Source organism: Neisseria maigaei (genome assembly GCF_958267405.1).
GTDB classification, from domain to species: Bacteria; Pseudomonadota; Gammaproteobacteria; order Burkholderiales; family Neisseriaceae; genus Neisseria; species Neisseria bergeri.
Genome location: NZ_CATQFT010000040.1, coordinates 1 through 24,233, shown reverse-complemented (window position 1 = coordinate 24,233; position 24,233 = coordinate 1). Strand labels below are relative to the sequence as shown.

The following is a 24,233-nucleotide window of genomic DNA, read 5'->3' as shown; positions in this document are numbered from 1 at the left end:
ATGGCTCACCCGCAAGAAATCCGTGAAAAGTTACGCCGGCTCTATGTGAGCGGCGAGCAAACTTTGGAAACGGCGGCCTTGATGTGCGAAATCCCGCAGGCCACTGCGCGTGCGTGGAAACGTGCGGATAAGGAAAAAGGCGACGACTGGGATAAGATGCGCGCCGCCTACACTTTGGCCGGCGGCGGTATCGAGGACTTGAGCCGTGCGATGCTGGCCGGTTTTATGGTGCAGTACAACAGCACGATGACGATGCTGCAGGATTCGAGTACCGAAGATTTGCCGCCATCGGACCGTGCGAAGCTGTTGGCCAGCCTGGCCGATGCGTTTACCAAAACCGTATCGGCCAATGCCCGTGTGATGCCGGAAACGTCAAAACTGGCGACGGCTTTGGAATTGATTGAGTTCTTGATGGCGTTTGTGCAAGAAAAACACCCCAAACATTTGCCTGCCTTTGTGGAGGTATTGGAGCCGTTTGGGGCGGAAGTGGAGAAGAAGTTTGGTTAGTTGGGTGAAACTAAGGCTTGCGTTGTTTGCGTTTACCTTTTTCTGATTGTTTGATTTCTTCTGATTGTTCGACTTCCTTAGGCTTATTTTCATGAGATGCAAATAAATCTTCAATCAATTCTTGCAACTCTAAATCGGATATGCCTACCAGTTCATTTTCAAAAGTTTTTCTTAGTTCCTGAATAATTTCTGGAATGCTTAGACCCAAGGCTTGGAGCCTAAGGGCTTCTTTTTTAATTGGTTCGGATAATTCAAACATACATTGCACCCTTATGAAAAATAAAGAATTTCTCAAATCTCTTGCCACCCTTGCCGCCAGCCTGCGCCAAGTCATCGAAGCGGAAGTGGACGGCTTCGATGCGTCGCCCAAGGCTATTGCTGCACGCCGTGCCAAGGTGTTTGACCCGGTAGGCGGTTACGAATATTTCGTCAATACCTACTTCCCCCATTATATCCGCTCGCCTGAAAAATCCGAACTGCATGCGTTTTTATTCAGCCGACTGCCGGAGATTATCCGCTCCCCCAAAGGGGAAAATGAGGCGGTGGGCGCGCCGCGCGGCGAGGGTAAATCGACGCAGGTTACCCAGTTGTTTACGCTGTGGTGTATCGTGACCGGCCAAAAACATTATGCCGTTATTGTGATGGACAGCATAGACCAGGCATACCCGATGCTCGAAGCCATCAAGGCGGAATTGGAATTTAATCCGCGCCTGAAAACCGACTTCCCGGAAGTATGCGGGCAAGGCCGTGTATGGCAGGCCGGTACGATTGTGACGGCCAATGACGTTAAAGTCCAAGTGGCCGGTAGCGGTAAAAAGCTGCGCGGTTTGCGTCACGGCCCATACCGTCCTGACTTAACTGTTTTGGACGATATCGAGAATGACGAGCAAGTCCGCAACCCGGAACAGCGCGACAAGCTCAATGCGTGGCTGACTAAAACGGTATTGCCACTCGGAGGTGTCGGCCAGAAATACGATGTAATCTATATTGGCACGATTTTGCATTACGACAGCGTACTTAACCGCACTTTGAATAACCCGTTTTGGCACGGTATTAAGTTTAAGGCGATGAAACGCTGGCCTGACCGCATGGATTTGTGGGACCGCTGGGAGGAGCTTTTCCGAAACGACGGCGAGACGGTGGCCGAGGCGTTTTATCAGGCAAACAAAGACGAGATGGAGCGCGGCGCGGTCACTTCTTGGGCGGCGCGTGGCGTACTCGCGCTGATGAAAATCCGTGCGCGTGACGGTCATGCGACGTTCGATTCGGAATACCAAAACGACCCTGTTGCCGGTGAAGCCGCACCGTTTGCGAACAGCCTGAATTTTTGGGTCAACCGTGATTCTGATTGGATTTTCTATGGCGCGTGCGACCCGAGTTTGGGCAAGGCCGGAAACAGTCGTGACCCGTCTGCGTTGTGTATCGGCGGGTACAACCGCCGCACGGGTGTGTTGGATGTGGTAGAGGCTCTGATTAAGAAACGCCTGCCGGACAAGATTATTTCCGACATTATCGAACTGCAACGCCGGTACCGCTGTGTGTTGTGGGGAATCGAGACGGTACAGTTTCAGGAGTTTTTGAAGACTGAGCTGGTTAAACGCGGTGCGGCTGCCGGTATCCCGATTCCGGCACGCGGTATCAAGCCTAGTGCAGACAAACTGCTCCGTATCGAGAGCCTGCAACCGTATATGCAAAACGGTCAAATCCGTTTGCACGCCAGTCAAAGCACGCTGATTGATCAATTCCGTCATTTCCCGATGGCAGACCATGACGACGGCCCTGATGCCGTGCATATGCTGTGGGGGTTGGTTCAAAGCAGCGCGACTGTCGGCGGCTATATTGCTGTGCCTAGAGAGCACGGCTTGTCCGGACGGATGGGGAGCGGCGCATGGTAAAACTGACACGGGGTACAGCCTGCTAAGGAGCGGTACGGCTGAAAATGGGGCAAGTTTAACTTGCCCTTTTTTACGTCATGAAAAATCTACTCCGTGCGTTGTTTAGTAAAGCCGCACCTAAAACGCCCGATAAACAATCCCAAACGGCGGATATCGTTAAAAACCGCACTACCCACGAGCATCCGAGCAAAGGTCTGACTCCGCAGTCGCTCCATCGGATTTTGGAGGATGCCGAAAACGGTGATATTCAGGCGCAGTCAGAACTCTTTGTCGATATTGAGGAGAAGGACGGCCATATCTTTTCGGAGATGAGTAAGCGCAAACGCGCGGTGATCGGCTTGGATTGGAATATTGTTCCGCCTCCGAACAGTAGCGAATCGGAACGAAAGTTGGCCGAAGAGGTTGACGGCTGGCTCAATCAGATGACCGATTTCGAGGATATGATGTTTGACCTTTTGGACGCTGTCGGACACGGCTTCTCCTGCGTGGAAATCGAATGGGAAAATCTTGGGTCGTTATGGTTGCCCAAGGCATTCCATCATCGTCCGCAGGCTTGGTTTAAGGTCAATGCAATGGATGAGGTGTTGTTGCGCAAAGACGGCAACCCTGATGGCGAAAAACTGTGGGATTTAGGCTGGATTGTCCATAAGCACCGCAGCCGTTCGGGTATTTTGGCAAGAAGCGGTTTGATGCGCACGCTGGTGTGGCCTTATTTGTTCAAGAATTACTCGGTGCGTGATTTGGCCGAGTTTTTGGAGATTTACGGCCTGCCTACCCGAATCGGCAAATATGCCTCCGGTGCAGACGACAAAGATAAGCTCACCCTTTTGAATGCGGTGCGCGAAATCGGCCATAACGCGGCGGGCATTATCCCTGAAACCATGCAGATTGAATTGCTCAACGCGGCCAATGGCAGCGCGGACCCGTTTCAGGCAATGATTGATTGGGCGGATAAAACGTCTTCAAAAGCGATTTTAGGCGGCACGCTGACCAGCCAGGCAGACGGTAAGACTGCTACCAATGCGCTGGGGCAAATCCATAATGAGGTGCGCCATGATTTGCTGGTGTCCGATGCCAAACAACTGGCCGGCACATTGACGCGCCAATTGATCCTGCCATTGTTGCAGCTCAATAAAGGCAACGTCGATGTTTCACGTCTGCCGCGTTTTGTGTTCGATACGCAATTGCCTGAAGATTTGACGGTGTACTCCGACTCTTTGCCTAAATTGGTGGAAATCGGCATGAAGATTCCGTTGTCGTGGGCGCAGGAAAAATTGGCCATTCCTTTGGCTTCCGAAGACGAGCCGGTATTGGCTTTTCAAACCGACGTTAAAACAGATTTAAAAAACGCTTCTCTAAGCTACCGCCGTGTGGCTTTGAGTAAAACTGGCGAGATTGTCGGCGCGGCGCAGGCGGATTTAGATCATGCGGACTTGAGCAAGGTAGCCTTGCCGGAAATGATTGAGCCGTTTTTACGCGGCTTAGGCCAGGCTTTGGCCGAAGGCGACAGTTATGAGGATGTGCAGGAGCGCCTGCTGCACGTTTATCCCGAGCTGACTGCCGGGCAATTTCAGACGGCCTTGGCGCGTGTGGTTTTTGTGTCGGACTTATGGGGACGGATGAATGGCTGATTTGAGCTACGCATTCGGCCTCGAGCCTGAACAGGCCGTCAAGTATTTTGAGGGGCTGGGCTTTAATGTGCCGTCAGACTGGAAAATAACGTGGAACGAAGCGCAGGCTAAGGCACGGGCGATTGCGGGCATTCACAAGCAGGATATTGCCGCACAAATCCACGGTGCTTTGTACGAAAGCCTGAAAAACGGTACGTCATTTGAGAAATTCCGTGATGATTTGGCAGGCCGTCTGAAACAGCATGATTGGCAGCTGCTGAAAGATGGCGACATCGTGCATATAAACACCGGCGAAGTGGACGGCAAAGGCATTACTGTACACCGCCTGGAAACTATTTTCCGTACGCAAATGCAGTCGGCCTATATGGCCGGGCATTGGCAGGCTCTTGAAGACGGTCGGGACTCTGCGCCCTGGCTGCAGTATTCGGCCATTCTTGACAGCCGTACCCGGCAGAGCCACGCTGCGGCGCATGGTGCGGTGTATCACATCGACGACCCGTTTTGGGATTACTTCTACCCGCCCAACGGCTTCAACTGCCGCTGTACCGTACGGGCGTTTTCAGACCGTGACTTGAAGCGGCGCAATCTGCTGCCGCAAAAGGCACAACTGGAAGATACGGAAGTGGTGGTCAACCGCAAGGGCGATACCCGTCCGGCAAAGGCGGTGAAGCTGGCCGACGGCAGCCGCTTTTATACTGATGCAGGTTTTCAGAACAATGTGGGTAAAAGCCATTTGGCCAACTTGGGGCAGTTGCAGATGCAGCGTGCGGTGGAACTGCCGCCGAAGCTGGCAAGCGTGGCGGTTGGTGCCGCTTTAAAAGACCCGCCGGTAATGCGCGCAACCGTTGAAGCTATGGCTAATATGGTACGCAAAGCACAGGCAGACGGTTTCCAGACAGGGCAGTTTCTTCATGTAGGTGTGTTGTCGTTGGCAGTATTGGAAACATTGGAGGCCAAAGGTTTTACACCGTCTGCCTTAATTTCGGTAAATGATGACAGGCTGTGGCATTCTTGGCGCGATAAGAAAGTGCGACAGTTGCCGATAGATTTTTGGGAACGTTTACCTGAGCATTTGAATGCGCCGGATGAAATCAGGTTGTCACGTTCGAATGATCCGTCTCAAAAAGATGCGCTATTATTTATTTATGATTTGCCAAACAACAAAAGCAAGCTGGTTATTACAATGGATTATAAAGCGGCGGCACGAAATCCGTTTACTGGTAAAAAAGAGAAATTCTTAACCAATATGGTAAATACCGGCGCTGTTGTTGATGACCCAAACCGGATAATCAGTTTGAATGCGATCGAACTGTTATGGAAAAAGCCGTAAAGCGTTTTGCCTGATTCGAACAGGATCACACGGGGGCTTGCGCCACCGCTCCCTTTCCATTTGGTAACCCGCGCTTTACGGCTTTGTTAAAGACAATAAAACTCTTTGCCTGATTCGAACAGGATAATACGCGACACGGTAACGCGGCCGTAACCTTTCCAGTAGGAAACCCGAGTTTTATGGCTTTAAGGATAAGCGAGGCGGTGGCGGGACTCGAACCCGCATCATGACGGCGCATCCGCGTCGGCCACCTTTCGCCTCAGCCTTTCGGCATTACACTAGGTTTCAACACACAGGACGACACATAAGCGTCATCCTATGTGTTTCCCTGATTTGGAAGGGGTTACGCCCCTCCCAAACAAAGTCTGATTCTACCACCCTGAAGGGCGGGGTTTCAACCGAAAAGGAAATACGATGATTGAAATCGAAATCAACACAGACTCACTGCAAAACAGCTTAAACGCCATTGCGCAACGTACAAGCAATACCCGGCCGTTGATGACGAAGCTTGCCCGCATCATGCACAATGCCGTGCTGGACAATTTCGAATCAGGCGGCCGACCCGCGTGGGCTCCGCGCAAGTATCCGTCCGCGCGTGAGGGATCAGGGCTGTTGCAGGGCAAGGGGCGTTTGCGCGATTCGATTATGCAGGACAGTACGGCCACGGAAGCGGTGGTCGGTACCAATGTGGAATATGCGGCCATTCATCACTTCGGCGGACAAACTGCACCGCATACGATATTGCCGAAAAAAGGCAAAGCCTTAAAATTCGGCGGACGGCTTGCCAAACGCGTCAATCACCCCGGCAGTAAGATTCCCGCACGTCCGTTTATGGTTCTCCAACCTGACGACGAACAGGCTTTAGTTGATGCGGTAAATGATTATTTGGATGCCGCTCTCGGCAATTAAAACAAAAGCCGTCTGAAATTGCACACAGACGGCTTTTATATATCTTTCCCTTATCTACCCTTTCCCGAAACGTTTAAATCAATCTGTGAGGGGCTTAAAAGGCTTCTGAAACGGTTTTAAACATATTCTCTTTCCCGTTCCCCGCTATTTCTCATTTTTATCCCTTACTGACAGTGATTCAGCCTCTTGTGCCGGCTTGACGGCGCATCATTCGGCAATGGATACAAAAACCTTTCTTGCCGCCTTATCTGCCGCCAAAGTCGGAAATACGGACGGCCTTATCAAAATCGTACCCAAAGGTCAATTTGCACCGGTAGACGGACGCACCGATACAGGCGTGGCGCACTGGACGATGACTGCCGATTTGGCACGGCAAATCATTGCCGCCTTTGATGCCGGACAAACAGACCTTGTTGTGGACTACGAACACGCCACATTGAAAGCCGCAGAAACCGGACAGCAAAATCCTGCCGCCGGTTGGATCAGCAAATATGTGTGGGATGACGATCGCGGTCTGATGGGCGAAGTGAAATGGACACAACGCGCAAAAGACATGATAGACAGCGGCGAATACCGCTATTTGTCGCCGGTTCTCGAATACGACACATTGGGCAATGTGCGCGGGCTGCACAGTGTGGCGTTGACCAATTCGCCTGCGCTGGACGGCATGGCTCTGGCTGCATTGAGCCGCCAAAACTCTATCAACCCAAAACAGGAAACCAGTATGAACAAGGAAGCTTTAATCAAGCTCTTGGGCTTGGCGGCAGATGCCGACGATAAAGCCATTGAAGCGGCTTTGGCCGAAGCACAAGAAAAGCTGGGCGGTAAAACGCTGGCCGAAGCACTGGCCGAACACAAAGACGAACCGCAAGGCGGTAAAGGCGATGCCGACAAGCCCGAAGACAATCCGCAAGGCGGTAATGCCGACAACGGCGAAGTTGCCGAACTGAAAGCCCAAGTAGCTGCGTTGAGCAAGAAAGTGATTGCAATGGAAGTGGGCGGCACTTCAGACGGCCTGATCCGTGCCGCTCTTTCAGACGGCCGCCTGCTGCCGCATCAAGAAGCATCTGCACGCCAATTGGCTGCTAAAGACCCGGAGGCATTTAAGAATCTGATGGAAGGCAGTTTGAAGTTGGCCGCGTTGAGTAAAACGCAAACCGGCGGCAAAGGCACCCAAGGCGGTGAGTCTGCGTTGACTCCGGAAGAAATCGAAGTAGCCAGGCAATTGGGTATTTCGGCCGCAGATTATCAAAAAGCCAAATAAGGCTTTAAACAAGGATTAAACCATGATTATCACTCCAGATACCCTGAAGGCGCTGTTTACCGGCTTTAAGAAAAACTTCCAAGACGGCTTGCAAATGGCGGACAGCCAATACAAGGAAATCGCCACCGTCATCCCGTCTTCAACGGCTTCCAATACTTACGGTTGGCTCGGCCAATGGCCTGCCTTCCGCGAATGGGTGGGCGACCGCGTATTCCAAGATATGAAGGCACACGGCTATGCCATCACTAACAAGCATTTTGAAAGTTCGGTCAAAGTCAACCGCAACGACATCGAAGACGACAATGTCGGCATTTACGCACCGATGATGACCGAAATGGGCCGTGCTTCCGCCGTTCATCCTGACGAATTGGTATTTGCTCTGCTGAAAAACGCGCATGCTACGTTGTGTTATGACGGTCAGAACTTCTTCGACAACGACCACCCGGTATATGAAAAAGTCGATGGCACCGGTCAATCCACCACTGTATCCAATATTTTTGCCGGTACCGAAGCCGCTTGGTATTTGCTGGATACATCACGCGCCCTGAAACCTCTGATTTATCAGGAACGCAAACCTAAGCAGTTCACTGCCATGACCGCCGCTACCGACGAAGGCGTATTTATGCGCAACGAATACCGCTACGGTGTGGACGGCCGTTGCAACGTTGGTTTGGGCTTCTGGCAAATGGCGGCCAAGTCGCAAGAAAAACTGGATGCTGCCGGTTTTGAAAAGGCTTACAACGCAATGGTCAGCCTGAAAGGCGACGGCGGCCGACCGCTGGGTATCCGCCCCAATGTGCTGCTGGTTCCTCCGTCTTTGGAAAACGCCGCCAAAGAATTGGTGGAAGGCGACCGCCTGGCGAATGGTGCGTACAACCCGAACAAAGGCAAATGCAAGGTAATCGTATCTCCTTGGTTGCTGTAACCCTTTAGATAGGCGGGCTCTGCCCGCCGAAAGGATAAGAAATGGCAAAAGTAAAAAACGAAGATGAAAAAACCGAGCAAGCGGTTGGCGCAACTGTGGATGTAAACCCCGAAGACGTTAAGTTGCAGGCGTTTCTTGAGGCTGAAGTCGAAAAATTGAACGCCGAGCTTGAAGCTGCACGTATGCGTATCGCCGAATTGGAAGCTCAATTGGGACAGGCCTCAAGCCCTGCCGTTGAAGCGGCAGAAGCACAAGAACGCTATCAGGCAGGCGGTGAAGCGGCGGCAGATGCCGAAGTGGTTGCCATCAAATCCAAACATGGCCATGCGTTTTGGCGCAGCGGGTATCACGTTCAACCGCATTTTACCTTTGTGAAACGTGCCGATTTCGAGCCCGAAGCGTGGGAGCGCCTGCTGGCCGAACCGATGGCTGTTGTTTGTGAAGCCTTGCCTGTGGAGCAGGATTAATGGCTTACGCAACGGTTGCCGATTTGGTGGCGCGTTATACCGAGCCGACGATTGCAGGTCTGACTGACCTGACGCGCTTGGGAAGCGTGAATGCCGAAATTGCGCAACAAGGTTTGGATGATGCCTCCGCCGAAATCGACGGTTATCTGGCATCGCGCTATGAATTGCCGTTGCCTGCCCCTGTGCGCCTGTTGAGCCTTTATTGCTGCGACATTGCCGTTTACCGTTTGGCAACGGGCAAGCGCCAACTGACGGAGGATATGGTGCACCGATATGAGGCGGCGATTGCGTATCTTAAATTGGTGGCATCAGGCAAGGCTGGTTTGGGTGTGGCTGAAAATGCCGACCCTAAGCCGACCGTGCAAGGTGATGCGGTGATGTTTGCCGCCAAGGAAAAGGTGTTCGGCCGTGATAGCGTCTATTGAACAAGCCATCAAACAGCGTCTTTCAGACGGCCTTGGCCAAATGGTCAGCGGTGTGCATACCTACGGTGGTGAATTTGACGGCGAAGGCTTGGCTCAAGTGGTTAACCAGTTCCCCGCCGTTTGGGTCATGTTTGCCGGCATTACCGATAGCGAGCCCCATGATACGCGCCGTACACGCTACCAAGTCACTGGTCACTTTACTGTCTTGGTCGGCGACCGTGCCAGCGGCAGCGAGGCGGACAGCCGCTTCGGCGGTTTACACCGGAACGATGTCGGCACTTACCGGCTGATGCAGGCCGTGCGCCTGTTGCTGATTAATCAGACTATGGGTTTGTGTATAGGCCGTCTGAAACCCGGCAAAGCAAAAAGCCTGTTTTCAAAACAAATGGAGTTGGACGCAATCAGCGTATTCGCGCTGGATTTTGAAACGCATTGGTTTGAAGACGCACTGCAAGACGGCGATTGGCCGCGGCCTGCGGTTTCAGACGACCAACAGGCGCAAGTATATGCCGACGTATCCGCCTACCGAGGCCGTACCGACCCGGAACATCCCGACTTTAAAGGTGCAAACCTTGAGCTGCGTATCCCGCCCAAAAACCCAAACCAACCCGCCGATATGGCGGCCACCGTTAAAACCGAGGTAAAACATGACTGAAACCATTAAAGTTCGTGCCGCCACAGGTCTGCAAGTACCTATGGCAAGCAAACCACATGAATATATTACCGACCAAGAAACGGTCGAAGTGCCGAATGCCGCGTATTACCTGCGCTGTATTCACTACGGCGACTTGGTTATTGTTGAGGACAAACCGAAAGGCAACAAATCATGACTTCCGCAAACGTCAGTTTCGACAAAATTAAGACCAGTACGCGTAAGCCCGGCGTTTACGTCGAATGGAACACCAAGCTTGCCGTGCGCAACCTGCCTACCAACAAGCAACGCGTACTGCTGATTGCGCAACACAGCAATCCCAAGGCGGGCAAGCTGACTGCGCTGGAAAATATCTATTCTGCGGCCGATGTCGCCGCCGCGTATGGTGCCGGCTCGCAGGCGCATTTGATGGCATTGGCCGCTATCAAGGCTTACGCATATGCGGATTTGAGCCTGATTACCGTTGCCGACAATGAAGCAGGCGTTGCGGCCACCGGCAGTATCACGATTACAGGCACTGCCGATACGCAAGGCGTTTTACGCGTCAACATCGGCAATGCCGATACGCTGACCGTCGGTGTCGCCGCCAATGCAACCGCCGCAACCGTAGCCGCTGCCGTCAAAGCCGCCATTGATGCCGAAACATCATTGCCGGTAACGGCGACAGCCTCTGAAGGTTTGGTAACGCTGACGGCTAAAAATAAAGGCACGCACGGCAACCATATCCGTATCCGTACCGGCAATACCGCCGAAGGGATTACCGTTGCAGTCAAAGCGATGAGCGGCGGCGATGCCGATGCCGATATCGGCCCCGCATTAAATGCCGTGATCGCCGAAGGTCATAATTTGATTGCGGTAGGCTGTACCGATGAGGCGAACCTCTTGAAGTTGCGCACACATTTGGAAACTGTCGGTGCGCCTGAAGAAAAACGCTGGGCATTGGGTATTTATGGCCAAACCGGTGCATTGGCGCAAACAACGACACAGGCAGGCCGTCTGAACAGCGGTTATCTGTATTCGGCCTGGTATCGCAAAACACCCAGCCTGCCATGTGAGCTGGCAGCCGCGTTTGCAGCCGTCGTGGCCAGTGAGGAAGATCCGGCTCGTCCGCTCAATACCCTGAAACTCAACGGCATCGGTGTGTGCGACAGCGCAGACAAGACTATGCGTACCGAACAGGAAAACGCACTCTACAACGGCGTTACCCCGATTGAAACCAGTCCAGACGGCACATCCGCCCAAATCGTCCGCGCTATTTCGACTTATACCAAAACTGCCAACGGCACGGCAGACGAAAGCCTGCTTGATATGACTACCGTGCGCACATTGATTTATGTATCAGGCGCGTGTGCAGACCGTATCGCGTTGCGTTTTCCGCGCGACAAGATGACCGAGCGCACCATTGCCCGTGTCCGCTCTGAGTTGATTGACGTGTTAATGAAATGCGAAGAGTTGGAAATCGTCGAAGACGTTGAAAACAATTTGGCCAACCTGATTGTGGAACGCGATGCACAAAACACCGGCATGCTCAACTGCCGTGTGCCGTCCGATGTGGTTAACGGCCTGCACCAAGTAGGCATGGTTATCGACCTGTATCTGTAAAAAGGAAAGAACATGAGTACGGAATATGTAGGCAGTGTAACGCTGTATGTCGGTGCGACCGAGGTGGAGGTCACCAAGATTGATGTGAAAAACATCACAGGCAAAAAAGAAGTGAAAACCATGAACCGCACACGCCGCGTCAAAGGCTTTACGCGCGGTGTCGGCCAGTATGATATTTCTTTTACCGCCGTCGTGCCGACAGACGGTACGGTTATCGATTGGGATAAAATCGAAGACGCAAAAATCTCGCTGGTTCCTGATATCAATGGTGCGCGCCCAACCTCCTATCTTGGTTTTTGCGCGAAGGAAGCCGGTGAAAGCTATACGGTGGACAATGAATTGGTCATTGATGTGACCGGCTTTGCAACCCGTAAAGTGATTGAGTAAGCCATCCGAAACTGACACCTGTTAAAGACGGTTTAAATAGCCTTTAAACGATAATTGGATTTTTATCCGATTAACCGTTTAGAGGCTTTTATGTCTGAAATCTCAAAAGAAGAATTAACCGATATTGCCAAACTGATTATCGGAACTTACTTCAAGCCGTTATCAGCTTATGAGAAAAAAGAGTTGATGGATTGTCTTCAGCATGAATATCAAACTTTGATTGTTCCGCCATTGGAGATAGAACCGACGACAGCATTATTCACGGGGGGATGTTTTTGAAATTAAAGGTCGTCTGAAAACGTTTCAGACGGCATTTTGTTGTAATACATCTTGATTAAAATGGTTTTTAGTATTACCATAATCGTGTTTTAAAACCTATTTAAAGGAAGATTATGGACTCGATTAAAAAGGCTCAAGAAAAATACGCACTCAAGCGAGTAGTAAAAACAGTATCGTTCAATTCTGAAAAAGAACTTGATTTAATTAAATTTTCTGAAAATTTAGATTTTTCAAACTGGGTAAAATCGAAAATTAGAGGAGATATGGAATCGGAAAAATTCAAAAAGAAAGCAAAAAAGAATATTGACAAATAGAATTACCATAATTTAAAATTTCCATATCTTGTGCAACACAAGATATGGAAATCCCCGATAAGTGACAGCTTATCGGGGATAGTGGAAAAGCAACGTTAGAGCGTTCTTTTCCTTGTCATCTCAACCTTGAAATGAAAGATTATTTTACCATGAATACCACACTTATCCCAACCGTTTCCGGCTCTCTGGACGGACAAACCCAAGCATTAGTCAATGCTCGAGATTTACATCAATTTTTAGAAAGCAAACAGCATTTTGCCGACTGGATTAAAAACCGTATTAATGAGTATGGTTTTACTCAAGATGTTGATTTTCTCGGTGTTCATACGGTTATGAGTACCGAAGCGGGTTTCTTCGGACAACGTGGAAAAACCGTTACCGACTACCATCTTTCCCTCGATATGGCCAAAGAACTCTGCATGGTCGAGCGCAACGACAAAGGCCGCCAAGCCCGCCGTTACTTTATCGAAATGGAGAAACAGGCCAAGTCGGTTCCTGATGCCGTGCTGTGGCGGATTGACGCGCTGGAAGATGCCTATTTCCAAGCAGCGCCCGACATGCTCAGCCTGCTGCGCTACCGCAACATGGGCTTGAACCTGACCGAAATCGGCAAGCTGCTGGATTTAAACCCCGGCGCAGTATCCTACCGCCTGAAAAAGCTGAACGATTTGGGTTTTGTGCAGTATCAGCCCAATCCGCAAATCGGCCGCAGCGCGCAACAGTCTTTGGGATTGGAGGGTTAAGCGATGAATTATATAATGAGTGAAGATGGCTACGAAACGCTTTGCCGCGCCTATACCGCTTTAGATACACTGCATATGCTGATGTATGAAACCGAAAGCAGCAATGCCAGCTTTGATACGGAAAATATCGCCGCGCTACTGTCGTTTCCCATTTCAGGCTTGAAAGAAGTCATGGATGATGTGCGGTTTGCACACAAGGCAGAATAGGATTGTTTAAAAGCCGTCTGAAACTGACACCTGTTAAAGACGGTTTAAATAGCCTTTAAACGATAATTGGATTTTTATCCGATTAACCGTTTAGAGGCTTTTATTATGTCTTCAATTTCCAAAGAACTCGAACATGCTGCAAAAGAGTATGGGCTGGTTGTTTCTTCCGACCTGAAAACCGTTTCAGGCCGTCTGAAGTACGGTATCTCTGTTGACGGCGCTGTCCATCGTGATTTTTCCATGCATCTGCTGACTGTCCGCGAAGATATGGCTATTGACCCAACGCTGGAGGGTCAGGCGCGTATGTTGGCAGCCTATTCAGCCTCTCTCGACCATATCGGTACGATTCAACCTGATGCCTTAACGCTCGACTTCTTGGCCGATGAGTTGGTCGCCACTGATTTCGACGCGCTTTATTTCGCCCAAGAGCTGCTGGCAAAAAAGCGTCTGTCCGTTCAGCCCGTGCCGACCGCTACCGATACGCAGTCTTAAAGCTGGGAAGTTACGGTATCTCTGCCGACGATATCGGCAAGATGACCCAGCCGGAGCTTGAGGGATGGCTTAAACAGGCTGATTTGATTGACCGTGGCCGTGCCGCTCCCGTGGTGCTGCCCTGGTTTGCGCCGTCTGCCAAAACTTCAACCCTATCTGCATCCGGCGGACACACTCAAACCTTTATCAGCAAACGGAAGAAAAAATGAGCCGTAATACAGTCGAATTAGTTGCCAAGTTCCGAGATGACGCAAGTGTCGGCCTGCGCCGCTTGGCGACCGAGGTCAACCGTACGATGCAGATTCAAAGCCGTGCGGCATCATCTTCCGGCAGGCAACAACAACTGATGCATGCCGCTGCCGCCCGTTTGGGCATCCGCACGGAGCGTGAAATCCGCCGTGAAATCCAACGTACTCAAGCGGCCTACAATGCAATGGTCAAAAGCGGCCGTGCTTCGCACAATGAGCTGGCGCGGGCCGCCCAACAGACGCGCAGCCGTATTCGGGAATTAAATGCCGAAATGAACAGCGGCAGCCGTTTCAACCGCATGGTTCAAGGCGGTAAAAGTTTGGCGCGCGGCGCGGCTTCGGTTGCCGCCGGTGCGGCGGCAGGGGCTTATGTGTTGGCCCAGCCGGTCAGCCGGACAATGGACTATGACACGGAGCTCCGTCACGCGACCAATACCATGTATGCAGGCAAAAGTATTGAGGAAAAACGCGCAGGCATGGAGGAAATTAATAAAACGGTAAACGATGCCGCTTATTTGGGCGGAACATCTAAGCAAGCAGCCTTGCAGGCGATGAATACCATGGTGGCCAGCGGTTCGTTGAGTGGTGCTGCCGTGAAGCAGATGTTGCCAACCGTAATGAAAACAGCAGCCGCAGCAGGGGCAGATGCCGATGATATTGCCAATATTGTGACCAAAGCGAAGCAGGCAGGGTTTAAAGAAGCCGATATTCCTGCATTGCTCGACCGAGCCATGCAATCGGGCGCGGATGGCGGTTTTGAACTGAAAGACATGGCGCGATGGCTGCCGCAACAGTTGGCGGCGATGAAGTCCGCAGGTATGGGCGCGACACTGGATAATTTCAGCAGTTTGTTAAATGCCAACCAATTGGCGTTTATGACTGCAGGCAGTACAGACGAAGCCGGTAACAACCTGGTCAACCTGCTGGCGAAAATCAGCAGTCAGGACATCGTTACTAAGGCAAAGAAAATCGACATTAACGGACAAGAAGGTTTTGATTTCACCGCCAGCATGAATAAGAGGCAGGCCGCCGGTATGAACTCGCTGGACGCTTTGGTCGATATCGTGAGTGAAATCGTGAGCAAGGATGAAAAGAGTGCGGCATTAATGAAACAAATGGCCGCCGCTCAAGGCGATGAAGCCAAGTTGGCTTTACTGGAAAACCAGAAAGCTTTGGTTGACGGTACGGCTGTCGGACAATTGGTTTCAGACCGCCAAGCCTTGATGGCGTTGCTCTCGCTAATCAACAACAAAAAAGAAGCCGCACGGCTGCAGCAGGGACAGGCCAATGCCGCCGGTGCGGTAGACAATAATTATCAATTTGTAGCCGAAGGCTCCGGGTTCAAAAAAGAACAGCTCAAAACGGCATATAGCGAAGCCGAATATGGTGCATTCTCAAGCTTTACCGACATGGTGGCCGATAAGCTTAAAGGTATTGCCGACTGGGCCAGAGGTCATCAGGAGGCCGCGCAGACAGCGGTGGCGGCGGGTCAAGGGGCTGCGGCGGTATCCGCAACTGCGGGGACAAGCTCAATGGTAAGCGGCGGATGGCGGTTCTTCCAAGGCGGTCAAGGTGTTGCCGGTGCCGGTCGTTTTCTGCCTTCTGCAGGCTCAATGGGTGCCTTTGCTTTAGGTGCTGCTCCGTTGGCCGCTATGGGTGGCGTAACACATTTGGCGGGTCAACGGGATAAATATGACGACTGGAGTAAACCGTTGGTGGCCTTCGCCGACCGCTTGCAGTCGTTTTTGCCTGATTTTATGTCGTCTGCCAAAAACGAATACATGAGAAAACGGGAGGAATTGGGTGGGAATAACTCTCCGCTCGACAGCCCTGTTCTCAAAGAAAGTATGGCGCAGCTTAACCAATCTGCACAAACCAACCAACAGGCAAGCCGGCAGTATGTTACGGCGGCGGCGGAAAATCAGGCGGTAACGGCGCAAATGACCGGTGCGGCGGCACAGATGACGGCAGCCGCCGCGCAAATGCAGGCGGCGGCAGGCAAGCCGATTCCGATTACCGTTACCGTGCAAAACGGCAATATTATGGCCTATATCAATCAGGCGGCGGCGCGTGCGGCGGCAAAAAATTAAGGAAGCGCAATGAGTTGGAAAGATACTTTACTAGATGCCAGTTTTAAAGGTGTCGGCTTTGATGTAATCGATGATGCGTTGCGTGGCACGCACGCCTTAGCCGAACACGAATATCCTTTTGTTCAGGGGGCGGACATTGAAGATACAGGTGTGTCGGCAATGGATATGAGCCTGACGGCGGTATTGTGGGGTGACGATTACGAAAGCAGGCTGCAAAGCCTGTTAGGTGTTTTGCGGGAGACTGGTGCGGGCGAATTGATCCACCCGATTTACGGCAGCGTGCCCGATTGCGTGGTGGCTGATTTTGAAGCTGCTCATAATGAAGAAAATCCCGATTACTGTACGGTGCGGATGACCTTTAAGCAAAGTGTCAAAGCCGCGCCGTTCTTTGACCGTGAGTTACCGTCTGCTCTGGCCGACGAAGTGGATTTCCTTGCCGACTTGGCCGTTTGGCAGGGCTTCGAGGTGTTTCAGACGGCATTGGGCAGGATTCAGAAAACGCAAAGCCGCTGGAACGCATTTCACGCCGCAGTATTGACGACCGTCGGCGTTATGTATGGTCAGGTCAACGGCGTGTTTACCGGCTCAATGAATCTTCTGAACAGCCCGCGTGTATTGGCGGCGGAGCTGAAATCAGTATTCGGTGTGTTGGCAAATATGCACGTCGTCGGTAAAAGTGGGCTGGATGGCTGGCGCGATATGGTTGGCGGGGTATCAAAAGCCGCCGCTACACCGTGGCAGGTAAGTCGCGGGGCAGAAGGCAGCGTTTCGGCAATAGATTTAATTCAGCGTGCAAAGGTTGAAGATGTCGCTGCGTTCACAGCGTTTACCGCAACCGTCGGAGCGTGTGCTTTGGCGGAACAGGCAGCAGATATTTTGGCAACACAAATTGATGATCCGACTTTAACGCCCGTGGAAATCTCACGCCTATTATCCGATACCCATGCTGCTTTGCAACGCACGCTGGCCGCAAACCGTATTTTGGCGATGATGTCGGCGGATGAGGCAAAGGCCGAGAAGATGGCTTATTCCCTGCTGCGGCTGTATCAGACACCGGCAGACAGCGCCGATGATGTGTACCAACGTATCGAAGCGGCCGGTCTGTTGCCGCAAACACCATATCTTGAAACTGCCGCCGAACTGACTGAAAGTTTGCGTGATACGGCACACAAGCTGCAAAAACAGGCTTTTGCCGTTTTGAATACGCGCCCTCCCTTGGTGCGGAAAATGGTAGGACGCGATGCCGGCCTGCATCTGTTGGCGTTTGAATGGTATGGCGATTACAGCCGTTTTGGCGAGTTGTTGCGTCTGAATCCGCAAATCCGTCATCCGAACTTTATTGAGAAAGGAGAGGTGTTGAATGCCTACGCCGAATAATACCGTTACCCTGCTGATTAACGGCAAAACCCACGGGCAGTGGACGAATTACGACATTGTGTCCGACCTGTTGACTCCTGCCGATGATTTTAGTGTCACGCTGGGCCGTCCGGTAGATGCAGTTCCGACTGCAGTGAAAGAAGGCGATAAAGTAGAAGTCCGTGTCGGTGGGGATACGGTATTAAGCGGCCGTATCGACCGTGTGCACACTACGACGGAGAAAGGCAATAAAACGCTGACCATTCAGGGCCGTGATGATGCCGGTATCCTGTTGGACTGTTCTGCGCCGCTGTTTAATGCGCAGGACATGGATTTAAACCAAATTATTGAAAAAATCGTTAAGCCTTTGGGTTTGTCCAAAATCCGTATCGATGCAGCCAAAACCAATAAAACCCATAAAGTTCAAATCGAGCCCGGAAGCCGTGCATGGGATGCCTTGACGCAATATGCCGAAGCCAACGGCGTATGGCCTTGGATGGAGCCTGACGGCACCTTGGTTGTCGGCGGTCCCGACTACACCGCCGCACCTGTTGCCGGGCTGATCTTGCGGGTCAGTGGCGACAATAACAATATCAAGCGTCTGGAAGTAAACCGCGATATGGCGGCACGGTACAGCGAAGTTACCGTGTTGGCGCAAAGCCACAGCGGCAAACACAACATCAAAGCCACCGCCAAAGACGAATCCGTCAAACTGCACCGCCCCCTAATCGTTACCGAGCCGGACATCGACAGTCAGGCTCAAGCGGAACGTAAAGCAAAGAAACGCTTGGCGGACAGCCGCTTGGAAGGCTTGACCATCACGGCAGTGGTACAGGGGCACCGAACCGATGACGGTACGTTGTGGCAACCGGGTCAGAGAATCAACGTATTGAGCGAACCGGACGGCATCGACTCAGTGTATTTCCTTATGGCGCGTACCTTTGTCGGAGGCAGAGGCCAAGGCACGGAAACTGTATTAACGCTTAAAGAAGACGGCGCGTGGGTATTGGATGCCGACCCGCCGAAGAAATCGGGCAAAACCAAAATGCCGTCTGAAAGCCGCAAAGCCAACGGTCAAGCACCGGTCAAGCCGAAGAAACGCCGTCAAGCTAAAAAGCCAAAACAGGAATTGCAGGTTATTTAAATGGATATTAAAACCATAGATAAGCGTATCAAACAGGCGTTTAACACTGTCCGGCAGGGCTTTCGCGGAAAGGTTGCCCGCGTCAAAGCAGCGGGCGGTGTGCAGAAAATCCAAGTCGAAGGCTTGGACGGCGAAACCGTGCAAGACTTGGAGCATGCCGAAAACTTCGGTTTTACCAGCAATCCGCCCGCAGGCAGCGATTGCGTCGTCGTACCCTTGGGCGGCAAAACCAGCCACGGTATTATCGTTACCACGACAAACGGCGCGTACCGCATTACCGGTTTGTCTGATGGCGAAACGGCGGTTTATAACGCTGACGGTGCCAAGATGGTGTTAAAAAAGGGGCGCGTCATTGAGATCGACTGCGAAACGCTGAATATCAAAGCACCTGGCGGCGTAAATATTACTTCGGAAAAAGTTGAATGTTCTGCGGTATTAACCGCGCAAGGGCAAATCAACGGCAACGGTGGTATGGCCGTGCAAGGCGGCAGCGGTACGATATTTACCGGTAACGTGGATATGGTCGGCGATTTGAATACTACCGGCGCATTAACCAACAACGGTAAAGATGTCGGCAGTAATCACAAACATACTGAGACCAACGGTTCGGAAACCGGTGAAGTCATTTAAACTGCTTTTAAAGGTCGTCTAAGAATCCTTATTGGGTTTTTAGGCGGCTTTCTATATTTGTCTGACATCAATTCACTCAAAGAAGGGGCGTTTATATCCGAAAATTCTGGTATGGACGCTTTACTTAATCTCGCCACCGGCGACTACTTATTAAACCAATCCGCGCAAGGGATCGAAAACGAAGTCTATGTGCGGCTGGTTACCCCGCTGGGCAGCTACTGGGCCGAACCTGCATTAGGCAGCCGCCTGCACGAATTGCGCCGCATGAAAGACCTGCCGCGCATGGCGGTGCTGGCCAAGCAGTATGCCGAGCAGGCTTTGCAGCCGATTTTGGATACCCGCCGTGCCCGCCGCATCAATGTGGCCGCCTCTTTGGCACGGCGCGGCTGGCTGCGGCTGGATATTGCGGCGGTGGATGCAAGCGGCCGGAGTTTGAATTTAATCCACGAGGTGCGGCTGGCATGAAAACCAAAAACTTTGAGCAACTGCGCAGCGACTACCTGCGCGATTTGAGCAACCAACAGCCTGCCGCCCACACCCATCCCGGCAGCGACAATTACGCCCGTGCCACCGCTTTGGCCGCACTGGCCGAGGGGCAATACCGGCATCAAGAGTGGATTTTGCGGCAGATATTTGCCGATACGGCGGACACCGCCTATTTGGAGCGCCATTGCGCCATGTATCGCATTTGGCGCAAAGCGGCTGCCGCAGCGGCGGGCAGCATCCGCATCAGCGGCGCGCCCAATACCGTTCTGCCTGCCGGGCTGGTGGCCCAAGTGGGCGACATTACCTATCAAACCGGTGCACCGAGTCAAACCGACGGCAGCGGTCAGGTATTGATTGCCTGCCACTGCCTGAGCGCCGGTGCCGCCGGCAATCAGCCGGACAACACCCCGGCCAAACTGCAAAGCCCGCCTGCCGGCATTGAGGCAGATGCCGTGCTCACCGGTATGGTGGGCGGCACCGATATCGAGAGCGATGCCGCGCTGTTGGACAGGCTGCTGTCGCGTCTGCGCCAGCCGCCCGCCGGCGGCAACGCCTACGACTATTACCGCTGGGCAATGGACGTGCCAGGGGTGGAGGCGGCATTTGTGTATCCGCTGCGGCGTGGTTTGGGCACGGTGGATGTGGCCATCCTTACCGCTTCCGGTTTACCCTCTCCCGATGTGGTGCGCGCCGTACAACAGTATATCGACGAACGCCGCCCGGTTACCGCCAAAAACGTGCAGGTGATGGTGCCGCAGCGCGTGCCGCTCAATGTATCGGTGCGCGTATCGCCGGCCGACGGCTATACCCTGCCTGCGGTCAAGGAGGCTGCCGAGCGCGCCTTGTCAGCCTATTTCGCGACCATCAAGCCGGGCGACACCGTCTATAAAAGCCATATCGAGGCACTGATTAGCGATACCCCGGGCGTGTTCGACCGCGTTTTGGTCAGCCCATCTGCCAACCAAAACGCCACCATCACCCCGCACATCCAATGGCTCGCCTTGGGCACGTTTGAGATGACCCTGTTATGACTTACGCTGATTTACTCCCACTCTACTATCCGCCCGTCAGCTACGACGTACGTGCCACCCGGCAGGCCGCCGAGCGGCAGGCGGAAGCCGCCATATTCGACGGCGTGCAAACGCAGTCGGCACAGGTGCTGGCTGCCGCCTACGCCCCCACTGCCGGCGGCGACATCGCACGATGGGAGTGCCTGCTCGGCATCAATCCGCCGCAGCCCGACAACTACGCCCGCCGTGTAGCCGATGTGTTGGTCAAACTCAATGAGACCGGCGGCCTAAGCATCCCGTATTTCATCCGGCTGGCTGCTGCAGTCGGCTACACCATCACCATCAGCGAGCCGCAGCCCTTCCGCGCCGGTGTAAACCGCGCCGGCGACCGTCTCGCCCGCGAAGACATTATGTGGGTGTGGTGGGTGGACGTGGCCGCCCAATCGCAAACCGTGTGGCGCTTTCGGGCAGGCAGCGGTACGGCGGGCAGCCGCTTGAGCCAATACAGCGATGCCGTGATCGAGAGCCTGTTCAACCGCCTCAAGCCCGCCCACACCGCCATCCGATTTACCTACCGCTAAAGGACGATTTATGCACCCCATCGAAACCCCCGATAAGACCTTCCACGAGGGCGACGGCGTGTCCGAATTGGGCACCATCCTGCCCGCGTGGTGGCTCAACCAAGTGCAATCCGAGCTGCTGGCCGTGCTGACTGCGGCCGGTATCCAGCCGGATAAGTCGCAGCCTAATCAATTACTGGCAGCACTGAATAAGCTGGCTGTAGTTACCACCGGCAACCAAGAAATCGGCGGACAAAAAACCTTTGCCGCCGCAACCCGATTCCAAAGCGGCATCCACCTGTCCGCCAACCCGACGCACTGGAACGGCGGCTACAAAGCCTACATCGGCGCGGATAACGACAACGCCCACATCGTCTTCGGCGACGACACCCTGCGCCTGCACGGCGCAAACAACCGCATTTCCTACAACAACCACGACATCTTCCACAAAGCCAACAAACCGCGTTTCAACGAAGACATCGAAGGCAAACCGAACACCCTGTCCGGATACGGCATCGGCAATTTCAAAGTAGAAACCTTCCGGGGCGATTTGAACACCCTCAAAACCGACGGCGTCTATTCCCTGCCGACGGCGGTCGGCAGCTCAAACCTGCCCGTTGAAAACACCGCCTGCCATATCCAAGTCATCGCCGGCACGCAACCCGGCTGGTGCCGCCAGTTGGGTTATCCCGCCTACACGTCCGACGTGTACGAACGCCATCAGACAAGCAGCGCGAACGACGACTGGAGCGCGTGGAAAAAACTCAATTCGGACGGCATCCCCGTCGGCGCGATCGTGTCCTTTCCCAAAGCCGTACAAAACCCCGCAGGCTATTTGAAGGCGGACGGCACGACCTTCGAACAAAACACCTTCCCCGATTTGTACCGCGCCCTGGGCAACAGCAACCGCCTGCCCGATTTGAGCCGCACCGACATCGGCATCACCGCGTGGTTTCCGTCCGACCGAATCCCGACCGGCTGGCTGGCGTTTGACGACATCGCCGCACGCGTAACCGAATCGGCTTATCCCGAACTTTACCGCCTGCTGCTTGCCAAATACGGAAGCATTGCCAACGTCCCCAAAGCCGCCGACCGCTTTATCCGCAACGCAGGCAACGGCTTGGCGGTCGGACAGGTGCAGGAAGACGCAATCCGCAACATTACCGGCAAAATCGACAGCGGCAACCGAAGCACCGAGCAACTCTTCGACACCGCCGTCCCCGAGGGCGCGTTCGGCATCGACACCGCCCGCAAAAACTGGACATACGACGCAGGCGACGGCGGCAACGACCGCCCGTCCGCCCTTACATTCGACGCATCCCGCGTCGTCCCCACCGCCGACGAAAACCGCCCCAAAGCCCTGGTTTTGAAACTGTGCATCAAAGCCGCCGACACCTTGGGCGAAGCCGTGTTCTGGATAAAGTCCCACGGCGAAACCGTCAATGCGGGCGAGTTGGACGCGTCGAGGCTGGCGCAGGGTTTGCAGGAAAAAGCCGACCGCAACCACACCCACACCCCCGCCCAAATCCCGGGGCTGGACGAAAAAATCAGCACCGCCGTTGCCGCGCAATTCACACGCCAAACCATCGGCGGCGTGGATATTGTCAGATTCCCCGACGGCACAATGATACAGACCGGCAGCTACAGGTTTACAAGAGGCGGCGGCCCCATAGAAAACGAAGTCGTCTTCCCCATCGCCTTTGCCGACGGCAACGTCCGCTGCTTCGTATCCGAACGCCATTCGGGGCGAGCCAACGGCGAAAGGCAATACAACTGGCTGTTTATCCGCGCCAAAAACCACGCCGCCGCCATTATCACCAACTGGTACGAAGGCAGTTGCGACTGGATGGCCATCGGCAAAGCCGCCTCGCCCCCCCCCCCGCGATAAACCCCGGAATACCTGAAATCGACGAAGAAACACGAAGAGAGATTGAAAGGACGTTGGCGGACATAAGGACGCGCGGCAGGCTGTAGGATGGGCGCAGGGAGGGCGCGCGGCAGGCGCAGCTTGGACACAGGTTGGATTGTAGGAATCCCGCCAATCCGCCAACCCCGCCGCCGACAGCGATGCCGTCTGAAACCCCGCCGCCGCCATTCCCGCCTCCTTCCGTCATTCCCGCGAAAGCGGGAATCCAGTAACCGAAAAACCACAGGAATCTATCGGAAAGAACCGAAACCGCCCCCGTCATTCCCGCGCAGGCGGGAATCCAGACCTGCAACGTTAAGGCGGTTTATCGGAAACGGCTGAAACCGAACGGACTGGATTCCCGCCTGCGCGGGAATGACGAACAAAAGGGCAGGAACAACGAAAGGCGGGAACAACCGCGCAAAAAGCCGCCGACCCCTTCAGAGTGCGAAGCCTGCCCGCAGGGGGAGGCGTAACCGACCCGCCGCCAATCCGCAACAACAACCCGAAAGGAAACCCGATGACCATTTACTACAAAGACCGCGCCTTTTACGACGCGGACACCCCCGACCAAGCCCCCGAAGGCGCGCGTCCCGTAAGCCCCGAACAACATGCCGAGCTGCTGGCCGCCCTCAATTCCGGCTGCGTCGTGTCCGACGATTTGACCGTTTCCCCGCCGCGCCCGTCGGAATACCACAAATGGGATGGAAGCGACTGGGTGCTGACACCTGCCGCTAAAAAGAAAATGCTGCAACAGGCGAAGTCTGAAAAACT

28 protein-coding genes and 1 pseudogene are annotated in these 24,233 nt (G+C 53.6%); 28 read left to right on the top strand and 1 reads right to left on the bottom strand.

The features are described 5' to 3' along the window. Nucleotides 1-507 carry a DUF1804 family protein gene (locus tag Q3O06_RS07370; RefSeq protein ID WP_004520456.1) on the top strand — a complete coding sequence of 169 codons (507 nt, stop codon included), beginning with the start codon at nucleotides 1-3 and terminating at the stop codon, nucleotides 505-507. A 10-nt stretch (nucleotides 508-517) separates the two neighbouring features. On the opposite strand, the gene Q3O06_RS07365 is transcribed toward Q3O06_RS07370, so the two are convergent. Continuing rightward, on the bottom strand, nucleotides 518-766 hold the full coding sequence (locus Q3O06_RS07365) for a hypothetical protein (RefSeq protein WP_301818274.1): 249 nt from the start codon (nucleotides 764-766) through the stop codon (nucleotides 518-520). Nucleotides 767-779: 13 nt separating this feature from the next. On the opposite strand from Q3O06_RS07365, the gene terL reads away from it, so the two are divergent. The 27 genes and pseudogenes from terL to Q3O06_RS07230 all read left to right on the top strand — a co-directional run. Next, nucleotides 780-2,402 (top strand): phage terminase large subunit, encoded by a 1,623-nt coding sequence (terL, locus tag Q3O06_RS07360; RefSeq protein WP_301818273.1) that lies wholly within the window; start codon nucleotides 780-782, stop codon nucleotides 2,400-2,402. Nucleotides 2,403-2,479: 77 nt separating this feature from the next. Next, nucleotides 2,480-4,033, top strand: a complete 1,554-nt coding sequence (locus tag Q3O06_RS07355) for a DUF935 domain-containing protein (RefSeq protein WP_301818272.1) — start codon at nucleotides 2,480-2,482, stop codon at nucleotides 4,031-4,033. Further along, nucleotides 4,026-5,363 carry a phage head morphogenesis protein gene (locus tag Q3O06_RS07350; protein WP_301818271.1) on the top strand — a complete coding sequence of 446 codons (1,338 nt, stop codon included), beginning with the start codon at nucleotides 4,026-4,028 and terminating at the stop codon, nucleotides 5,361-5,363. The genes Q3O06_RS07355 and Q3O06_RS07350 overlap by 8 nt, the downstream gene beginning before the upstream one ends. A 414-nt stretch (nucleotides 5,364-5,777) precedes the next feature. Further along, nucleotides 5,778-6,272 (top strand): phage virion morphogenesis protein, encoded by a 495-nt coding sequence (locus Q3O06_RS07345; protein ID WP_301818270.1) that lies wholly within the window; start codon nucleotides 5,778-5,780, stop codon nucleotides 6,270-6,272. A gap of 217 nt (nucleotides 6,273-6,489) precedes the next feature. Continuing rightward, nucleotides 6,490-7,536 (top strand): phage protease, encoded by a 1,047-nt coding sequence (locus Q3O06_RS07340; RefSeq protein ID WP_301818269.1) that lies wholly within the window; start codon nucleotides 6,490-6,492, stop codon nucleotides 7,534-7,536. Nucleotides 7,537-7,558: 22 nt separating this feature from the next. Further along, complete coding sequence (locus tag Q3O06_RS07335; protein WP_118882923.1) at nucleotides 7,559-8,461, top strand: Mu-like prophage major head subunit gpT family protein; 903 nt, start codon at nucleotides 7,559-7,561, stop codon at nucleotides 8,459-8,461. Between the two features lie 41 nt (nucleotides 8,462-8,502). After that, on the top strand, nucleotides 8,503-8,928 hold the full coding sequence (locus Q3O06_RS07330; protein ID WP_301818268.1) for a hypothetical protein: 426 nt from the start codon (nucleotides 8,503-8,505) through the stop codon (nucleotides 8,926-8,928). Then, nucleotides 8,928-9,353, top strand: coding sequence for a gp436 family protein (locus tag Q3O06_RS07325; RefSeq protein ID WP_004520447.1), 426 nt, complete (start codon nucleotides 8,928-8,930; stop codon nucleotides 9,351-9,353). Before Q3O06_RS07330 ends, Q3O06_RS07325 begins: the two co-directional genes overlap by 1 nt. After that, entirely contained in the window at nucleotides 9,337-10,008 is a 672-nt protein-coding gene (locus tag Q3O06_RS07320) for a phage protein Gp37 (RefSeq protein ID WP_301818267.1), read from the top strand. Before Q3O06_RS07325 ends, Q3O06_RS07320 begins: the two co-directional genes overlap by 17 nt. Next, the gene (locus tag Q3O06_RS07315) at nucleotides 10,001-10,183 is read left to right on the top strand and encodes a DUF2635 domain-containing protein (protein ID WP_301818266.1); all 183 of its coding nucleotides are present in this window, start codon (nucleotides 10,001-10,003) and stop codon (nucleotides 10,181-10,183) included. The genes Q3O06_RS07320 and Q3O06_RS07315 overlap by 8 nt, the downstream gene beginning before the upstream one ends. Further along, a complete protein-coding gene (locus Q3O06_RS07310; protein ID WP_107737797.1) occupies nucleotides 10,180-11,607 on the top strand; it encodes a phage tail sheath subtilisin-like domain-containing protein in 1,428 nt (475 codons plus the stop codon). Before Q3O06_RS07315 ends, Q3O06_RS07310 begins: the two co-directional genes overlap by 4 nt. A 12-nt stretch (nucleotides 11,608-11,619) precedes the next feature. Continuing rightward, nucleotides 11,620-11,994 (top strand): hypothetical protein, encoded by a 375-nt coding sequence (locus tag Q3O06_RS07305; protein WP_004520443.1) that lies wholly within the window; start codon nucleotides 11,620-11,622, stop codon nucleotides 11,992-11,994. Nucleotides 11,995-12,048: 54 nt separating this feature from the next. Further along, complete coding sequence (locus Q3O06_RS07300) at nucleotides 12,049-12,273, top strand: hypothetical protein (RefSeq protein ID WP_301818265.1); 225 nt, start codon at nucleotides 12,049-12,051, stop codon at nucleotides 12,271-12,273. Nucleotides 12,274-12,386: 113 nt separating this feature from the next. Further along, complete coding sequence (locus tag Q3O06_RS07295; protein WP_002213622.1) at nucleotides 12,387-12,587, top strand: hypothetical protein; 201 nt, start codon at nucleotides 12,387-12,389, stop codon at nucleotides 12,585-12,587. 149 nt (nucleotides 12,588-12,736) lie between these two features. Beyond that, complete coding sequence (locus Q3O06_RS07290; protein ID WP_301818264.1) at nucleotides 12,737-13,330, top strand: antA/AntB antirepressor family protein; 594 nt, start codon at nucleotides 12,737-12,739, stop codon at nucleotides 13,328-13,330. Between the two features lie 15 nt (nucleotides 13,331-13,345). Beyond that, the gene (locus Q3O06_RS07285) at nucleotides 13,346-13,537 is read left to right on the top strand and encodes a hypothetical protein (protein WP_301818263.1); all 192 of its coding nucleotides are present in this window, start codon (nucleotides 13,346-13,348) and stop codon (nucleotides 13,535-13,537) included. 105 nt (nucleotides 13,538-13,642) lie between these two features. Then, nucleotides 13,643-14,029: a hypothetical protein gene (locus Q3O06_RS07280; protein WP_025457321.1), complete on the top strand. Its 387-nt coding sequence runs from the start codon at nucleotides 13,643-13,645 to the stop codon at nucleotides 14,027-14,029. A gap of 41 nt (nucleotides 14,030-14,070) precedes the next feature. Further along, nucleotides 14,071-14,238: a hypothetical protein gene (locus Q3O06_RS07275; RefSeq protein WP_301818262.1), complete on the top strand. Its 168-nt coding sequence runs from the start codon at nucleotides 14,071-14,073 to the stop codon at nucleotides 14,236-14,238. Next, the gene (locus Q3O06_RS07270) at nucleotides 14,235-16,367 is read left to right on the top strand and encodes a phage tail tape measure protein (protein WP_301818261.1); all 2,133 of its coding nucleotides are present in this window, start codon (nucleotides 14,235-14,237) and stop codon (nucleotides 16,365-16,367) included. The genes Q3O06_RS07275 and Q3O06_RS07270 overlap by 4 nt, the downstream gene beginning before the upstream one ends. A 9-nt stretch (nucleotides 16,368-16,376) precedes the next feature. Beyond that, nucleotides 16,377-17,744 (top strand): DNA circularization protein, encoded by a 1,368-nt coding sequence (locus tag Q3O06_RS07265; RefSeq protein ID WP_301818260.1) that lies wholly within the window; start codon nucleotides 16,377-16,379, stop codon nucleotides 17,742-17,744. Further along, nucleotides 17,728-18,867: a phage baseplate assembly protein gene (locus Q3O06_RS07260; RefSeq protein ID WP_301818259.1), complete on the top strand. Its 1,140-nt coding sequence runs from the start codon at nucleotides 17,728-17,730 to the stop codon at nucleotides 18,865-18,867. Before Q3O06_RS07265 ends, Q3O06_RS07260 begins: the two co-directional genes overlap by 17 nt. Next, nucleotides 18,868-19,497: a phage baseplate assembly protein V gene (locus tag Q3O06_RS07255; protein ID WP_301818258.1), complete on the top strand. Its 630-nt coding sequence runs from the start codon at nucleotides 18,868-18,870 to the stop codon at nucleotides 19,495-19,497. A gap of 111 nt (nucleotides 19,498-19,608) precedes the next feature. After that, entirely contained in the window at nucleotides 19,609-19,962 is a 354-nt protein-coding gene (locus Q3O06_RS07250) for a phage GP46 family protein (RefSeq protein WP_301818257.1), read from the top strand. Then, nucleotides 19,959-21,014, top strand: coding sequence for a baseplate J/gp47 family protein (locus tag Q3O06_RS07245; RefSeq protein ID WP_301818256.1), 1,056 nt, complete (start codon nucleotides 19,959-19,961; stop codon nucleotides 21,012-21,014). Before Q3O06_RS07250 ends, Q3O06_RS07245 begins: the two co-directional genes overlap by 4 nt. Further along, nucleotides 21,011-21,574: a YmfQ family protein gene (locus Q3O06_RS07240; protein WP_301818255.1), complete on the top strand. Its 564-nt coding sequence runs from the start codon at nucleotides 21,011-21,013 to the stop codon at nucleotides 21,572-21,574. The genes Q3O06_RS07245 and Q3O06_RS07240 overlap by 4 nt, the downstream gene beginning before the upstream one ends. A 10-nt stretch (nucleotides 21,575-21,584) precedes the next feature. Next, entirely contained in the window at nucleotides 21,585-23,441 is a 1,857-nt protein-coding gene (locus Q3O06_RS07235; RefSeq protein ID WP_373323506.1) for a pyocin knob domain-containing protein, read from the top strand. 538 nt (nucleotides 23,442-23,979) lie between these two features. Beyond that, nucleotides 23,980-24,233 (top strand): annotated as a pseudogene (locus Q3O06_RS07230) (phage tail protein); the annotation flags it as partial.

Bases quoted from the DNA above. Each gene is read 5' to 3' on its own strand.
- Q3O06_RS07370 (WP_004520456.1), top strand. From the start codon at position 1: ATGGCTCACCCGCAAGAAATCCGTGAAAAGTTACGCCGGCTCTATGTG.
- Q3O06_RS07365 (WP_301818274.1), bottom strand. From the start codon at position 766: ATGTTTGAATTATCCGAACCAATTAAAAAAGAAGCCCTTAGGCTCCAA.
- terL (WP_301818273.1), top strand. From the start codon at position 780: ATGAAAAATAAAGAATTTCTCAAATCTCTTGCCACCCTTGCCGCCAGC.
- Q3O06_RS07355 (WP_301818272.1), top strand. From the start codon at position 2,480: ATGAAAAATCTACTCCGTGCGTTGTTTAGTAAAGCCGCACCTAAAACG.
- Q3O06_RS07350 (WP_301818271.1), top strand. From the start codon at position 4,026: ATGGCTGATTTGAGCTACGCATTCGGCCTCGAGCCTGAACAGGCCGTC.
- Q3O06_RS07345 (WP_301818270.1), top strand. From the start codon at position 5,778: ATGATTGAAATCGAAATCAACACAGACTCACTGCAAAACAGCTTAAAC.
- Q3O06_RS07340 (WP_301818269.1), top strand. From the start codon at position 6,490: ATGGATACAAAAACCTTTCTTGCCGCCTTATCTGCCGCCAAAGTCGGA.
- Q3O06_RS07335 (WP_118882923.1), top strand. From the start codon at position 7,559: ATGATTATCACTCCAGATACCCTGAAGGCGCTGTTTACCGGCTTTAAG.
- Q3O06_RS07330 (WP_301818268.1), top strand. From the start codon at position 8,503: ATGGCAAAAGTAAAAAACGAAGATGAAAAAACCGAGCAAGCGGTTGGC.
- Q3O06_RS07325 (WP_004520447.1), top strand. From the start codon at position 8,928: ATGGCTTACGCAACGGTTGCCGATTTGGTGGCGCGTTATACCGAGCCG.
- Q3O06_RS07315 (WP_301818266.1), top strand. From the start codon at position 10,001: ATGACTGAAACCATTAAAGTTCGTGCCGCCACAGGTCTGCAAGTACCT.
- Q3O06_RS07310 (WP_107737797.1), top strand. From the start codon at position 10,180: ATGACTTCCGCAAACGTCAGTTTCGACAAAATTAAGACCAGTACGCGT.
- Q3O06_RS07305 (WP_004520443.1), top strand. From the start codon at position 11,620: ATGAGTACGGAATATGTAGGCAGTGTAACGCTGTATGTCGGTGCGACC.
- Q3O06_RS07295 (WP_002213622.1), top strand. From the start codon at position 12,387: ATGGACTCGATTAAAAAGGCTCAAGAAAAATACGCACTCAAGCGAGTA.
- Q3O06_RS07290 (WP_301818264.1), top strand. From the start codon at position 12,737: ATGAATACCACACTTATCCCAACCGTTTCCGGCTCTCTGGACGGACAA.
- Q3O06_RS07285 (WP_301818263.1), top strand. From the start codon at position 13,346: ATGAGTGAAGATGGCTACGAAACGCTTTGCCGCGCCTATACCGCTTTA.
- Q3O06_RS07280 (WP_025457321.1), top strand. From the start codon at position 13,643: ATGTCTTCAATTTCCAAAGAACTCGAACATGCTGCAAAAGAGTATGGG.
- Q3O06_RS07275 (WP_301818262.1), top strand. From the start codon at position 14,071: ATGACCCAGCCGGAGCTTGAGGGATGGCTTAAACAGGCTGATTTGATT.
- Q3O06_RS07270 (WP_301818261.1), top strand. From the start codon at position 14,235: ATGAGCCGTAATACAGTCGAATTAGTTGCCAAGTTCCGAGATGACGCA.
- Q3O06_RS07265 (WP_301818260.1), top strand. From the start codon at position 16,377: ATGAGTTGGAAAGATACTTTACTAGATGCCAGTTTTAAAGGTGTCGGC.
- Q3O06_RS07260 (WP_301818259.1), top strand. From the start codon at position 17,728: ATGCCTACGCCGAATAATACCGTTACCCTGCTGATTAACGGCAAAACC.
- Q3O06_RS07255 (WP_301818258.1), top strand. From the start codon at position 18,868: ATGGATATTAAAACCATAGATAAGCGTATCAAACAGGCGTTTAACACT.
- Q3O06_RS07250 (WP_301818257.1), top strand. From the start codon at position 19,609: ATGGACGCTTTACTTAATCTCGCCACCGGCGACTACTTATTAAACCAA.
- Q3O06_RS07245 (WP_301818256.1), top strand. From the start codon at position 19,959: ATGAAAACCAAAAACTTTGAGCAACTGCGCAGCGACTACCTGCGCGAT.
- Q3O06_RS07240 (WP_301818255.1), top strand. From the start codon at position 21,011: ATGACTTACGCTGATTTACTCCCACTCTACTATCCGCCCGTCAGCTAC.
- Q3O06_RS07235 (WP_373323506.1), top strand. From the start codon at position 21,585: ATGCACCCCATCGAAACCCCCGATAAGACCTTCCACGAGGGCGACGGC.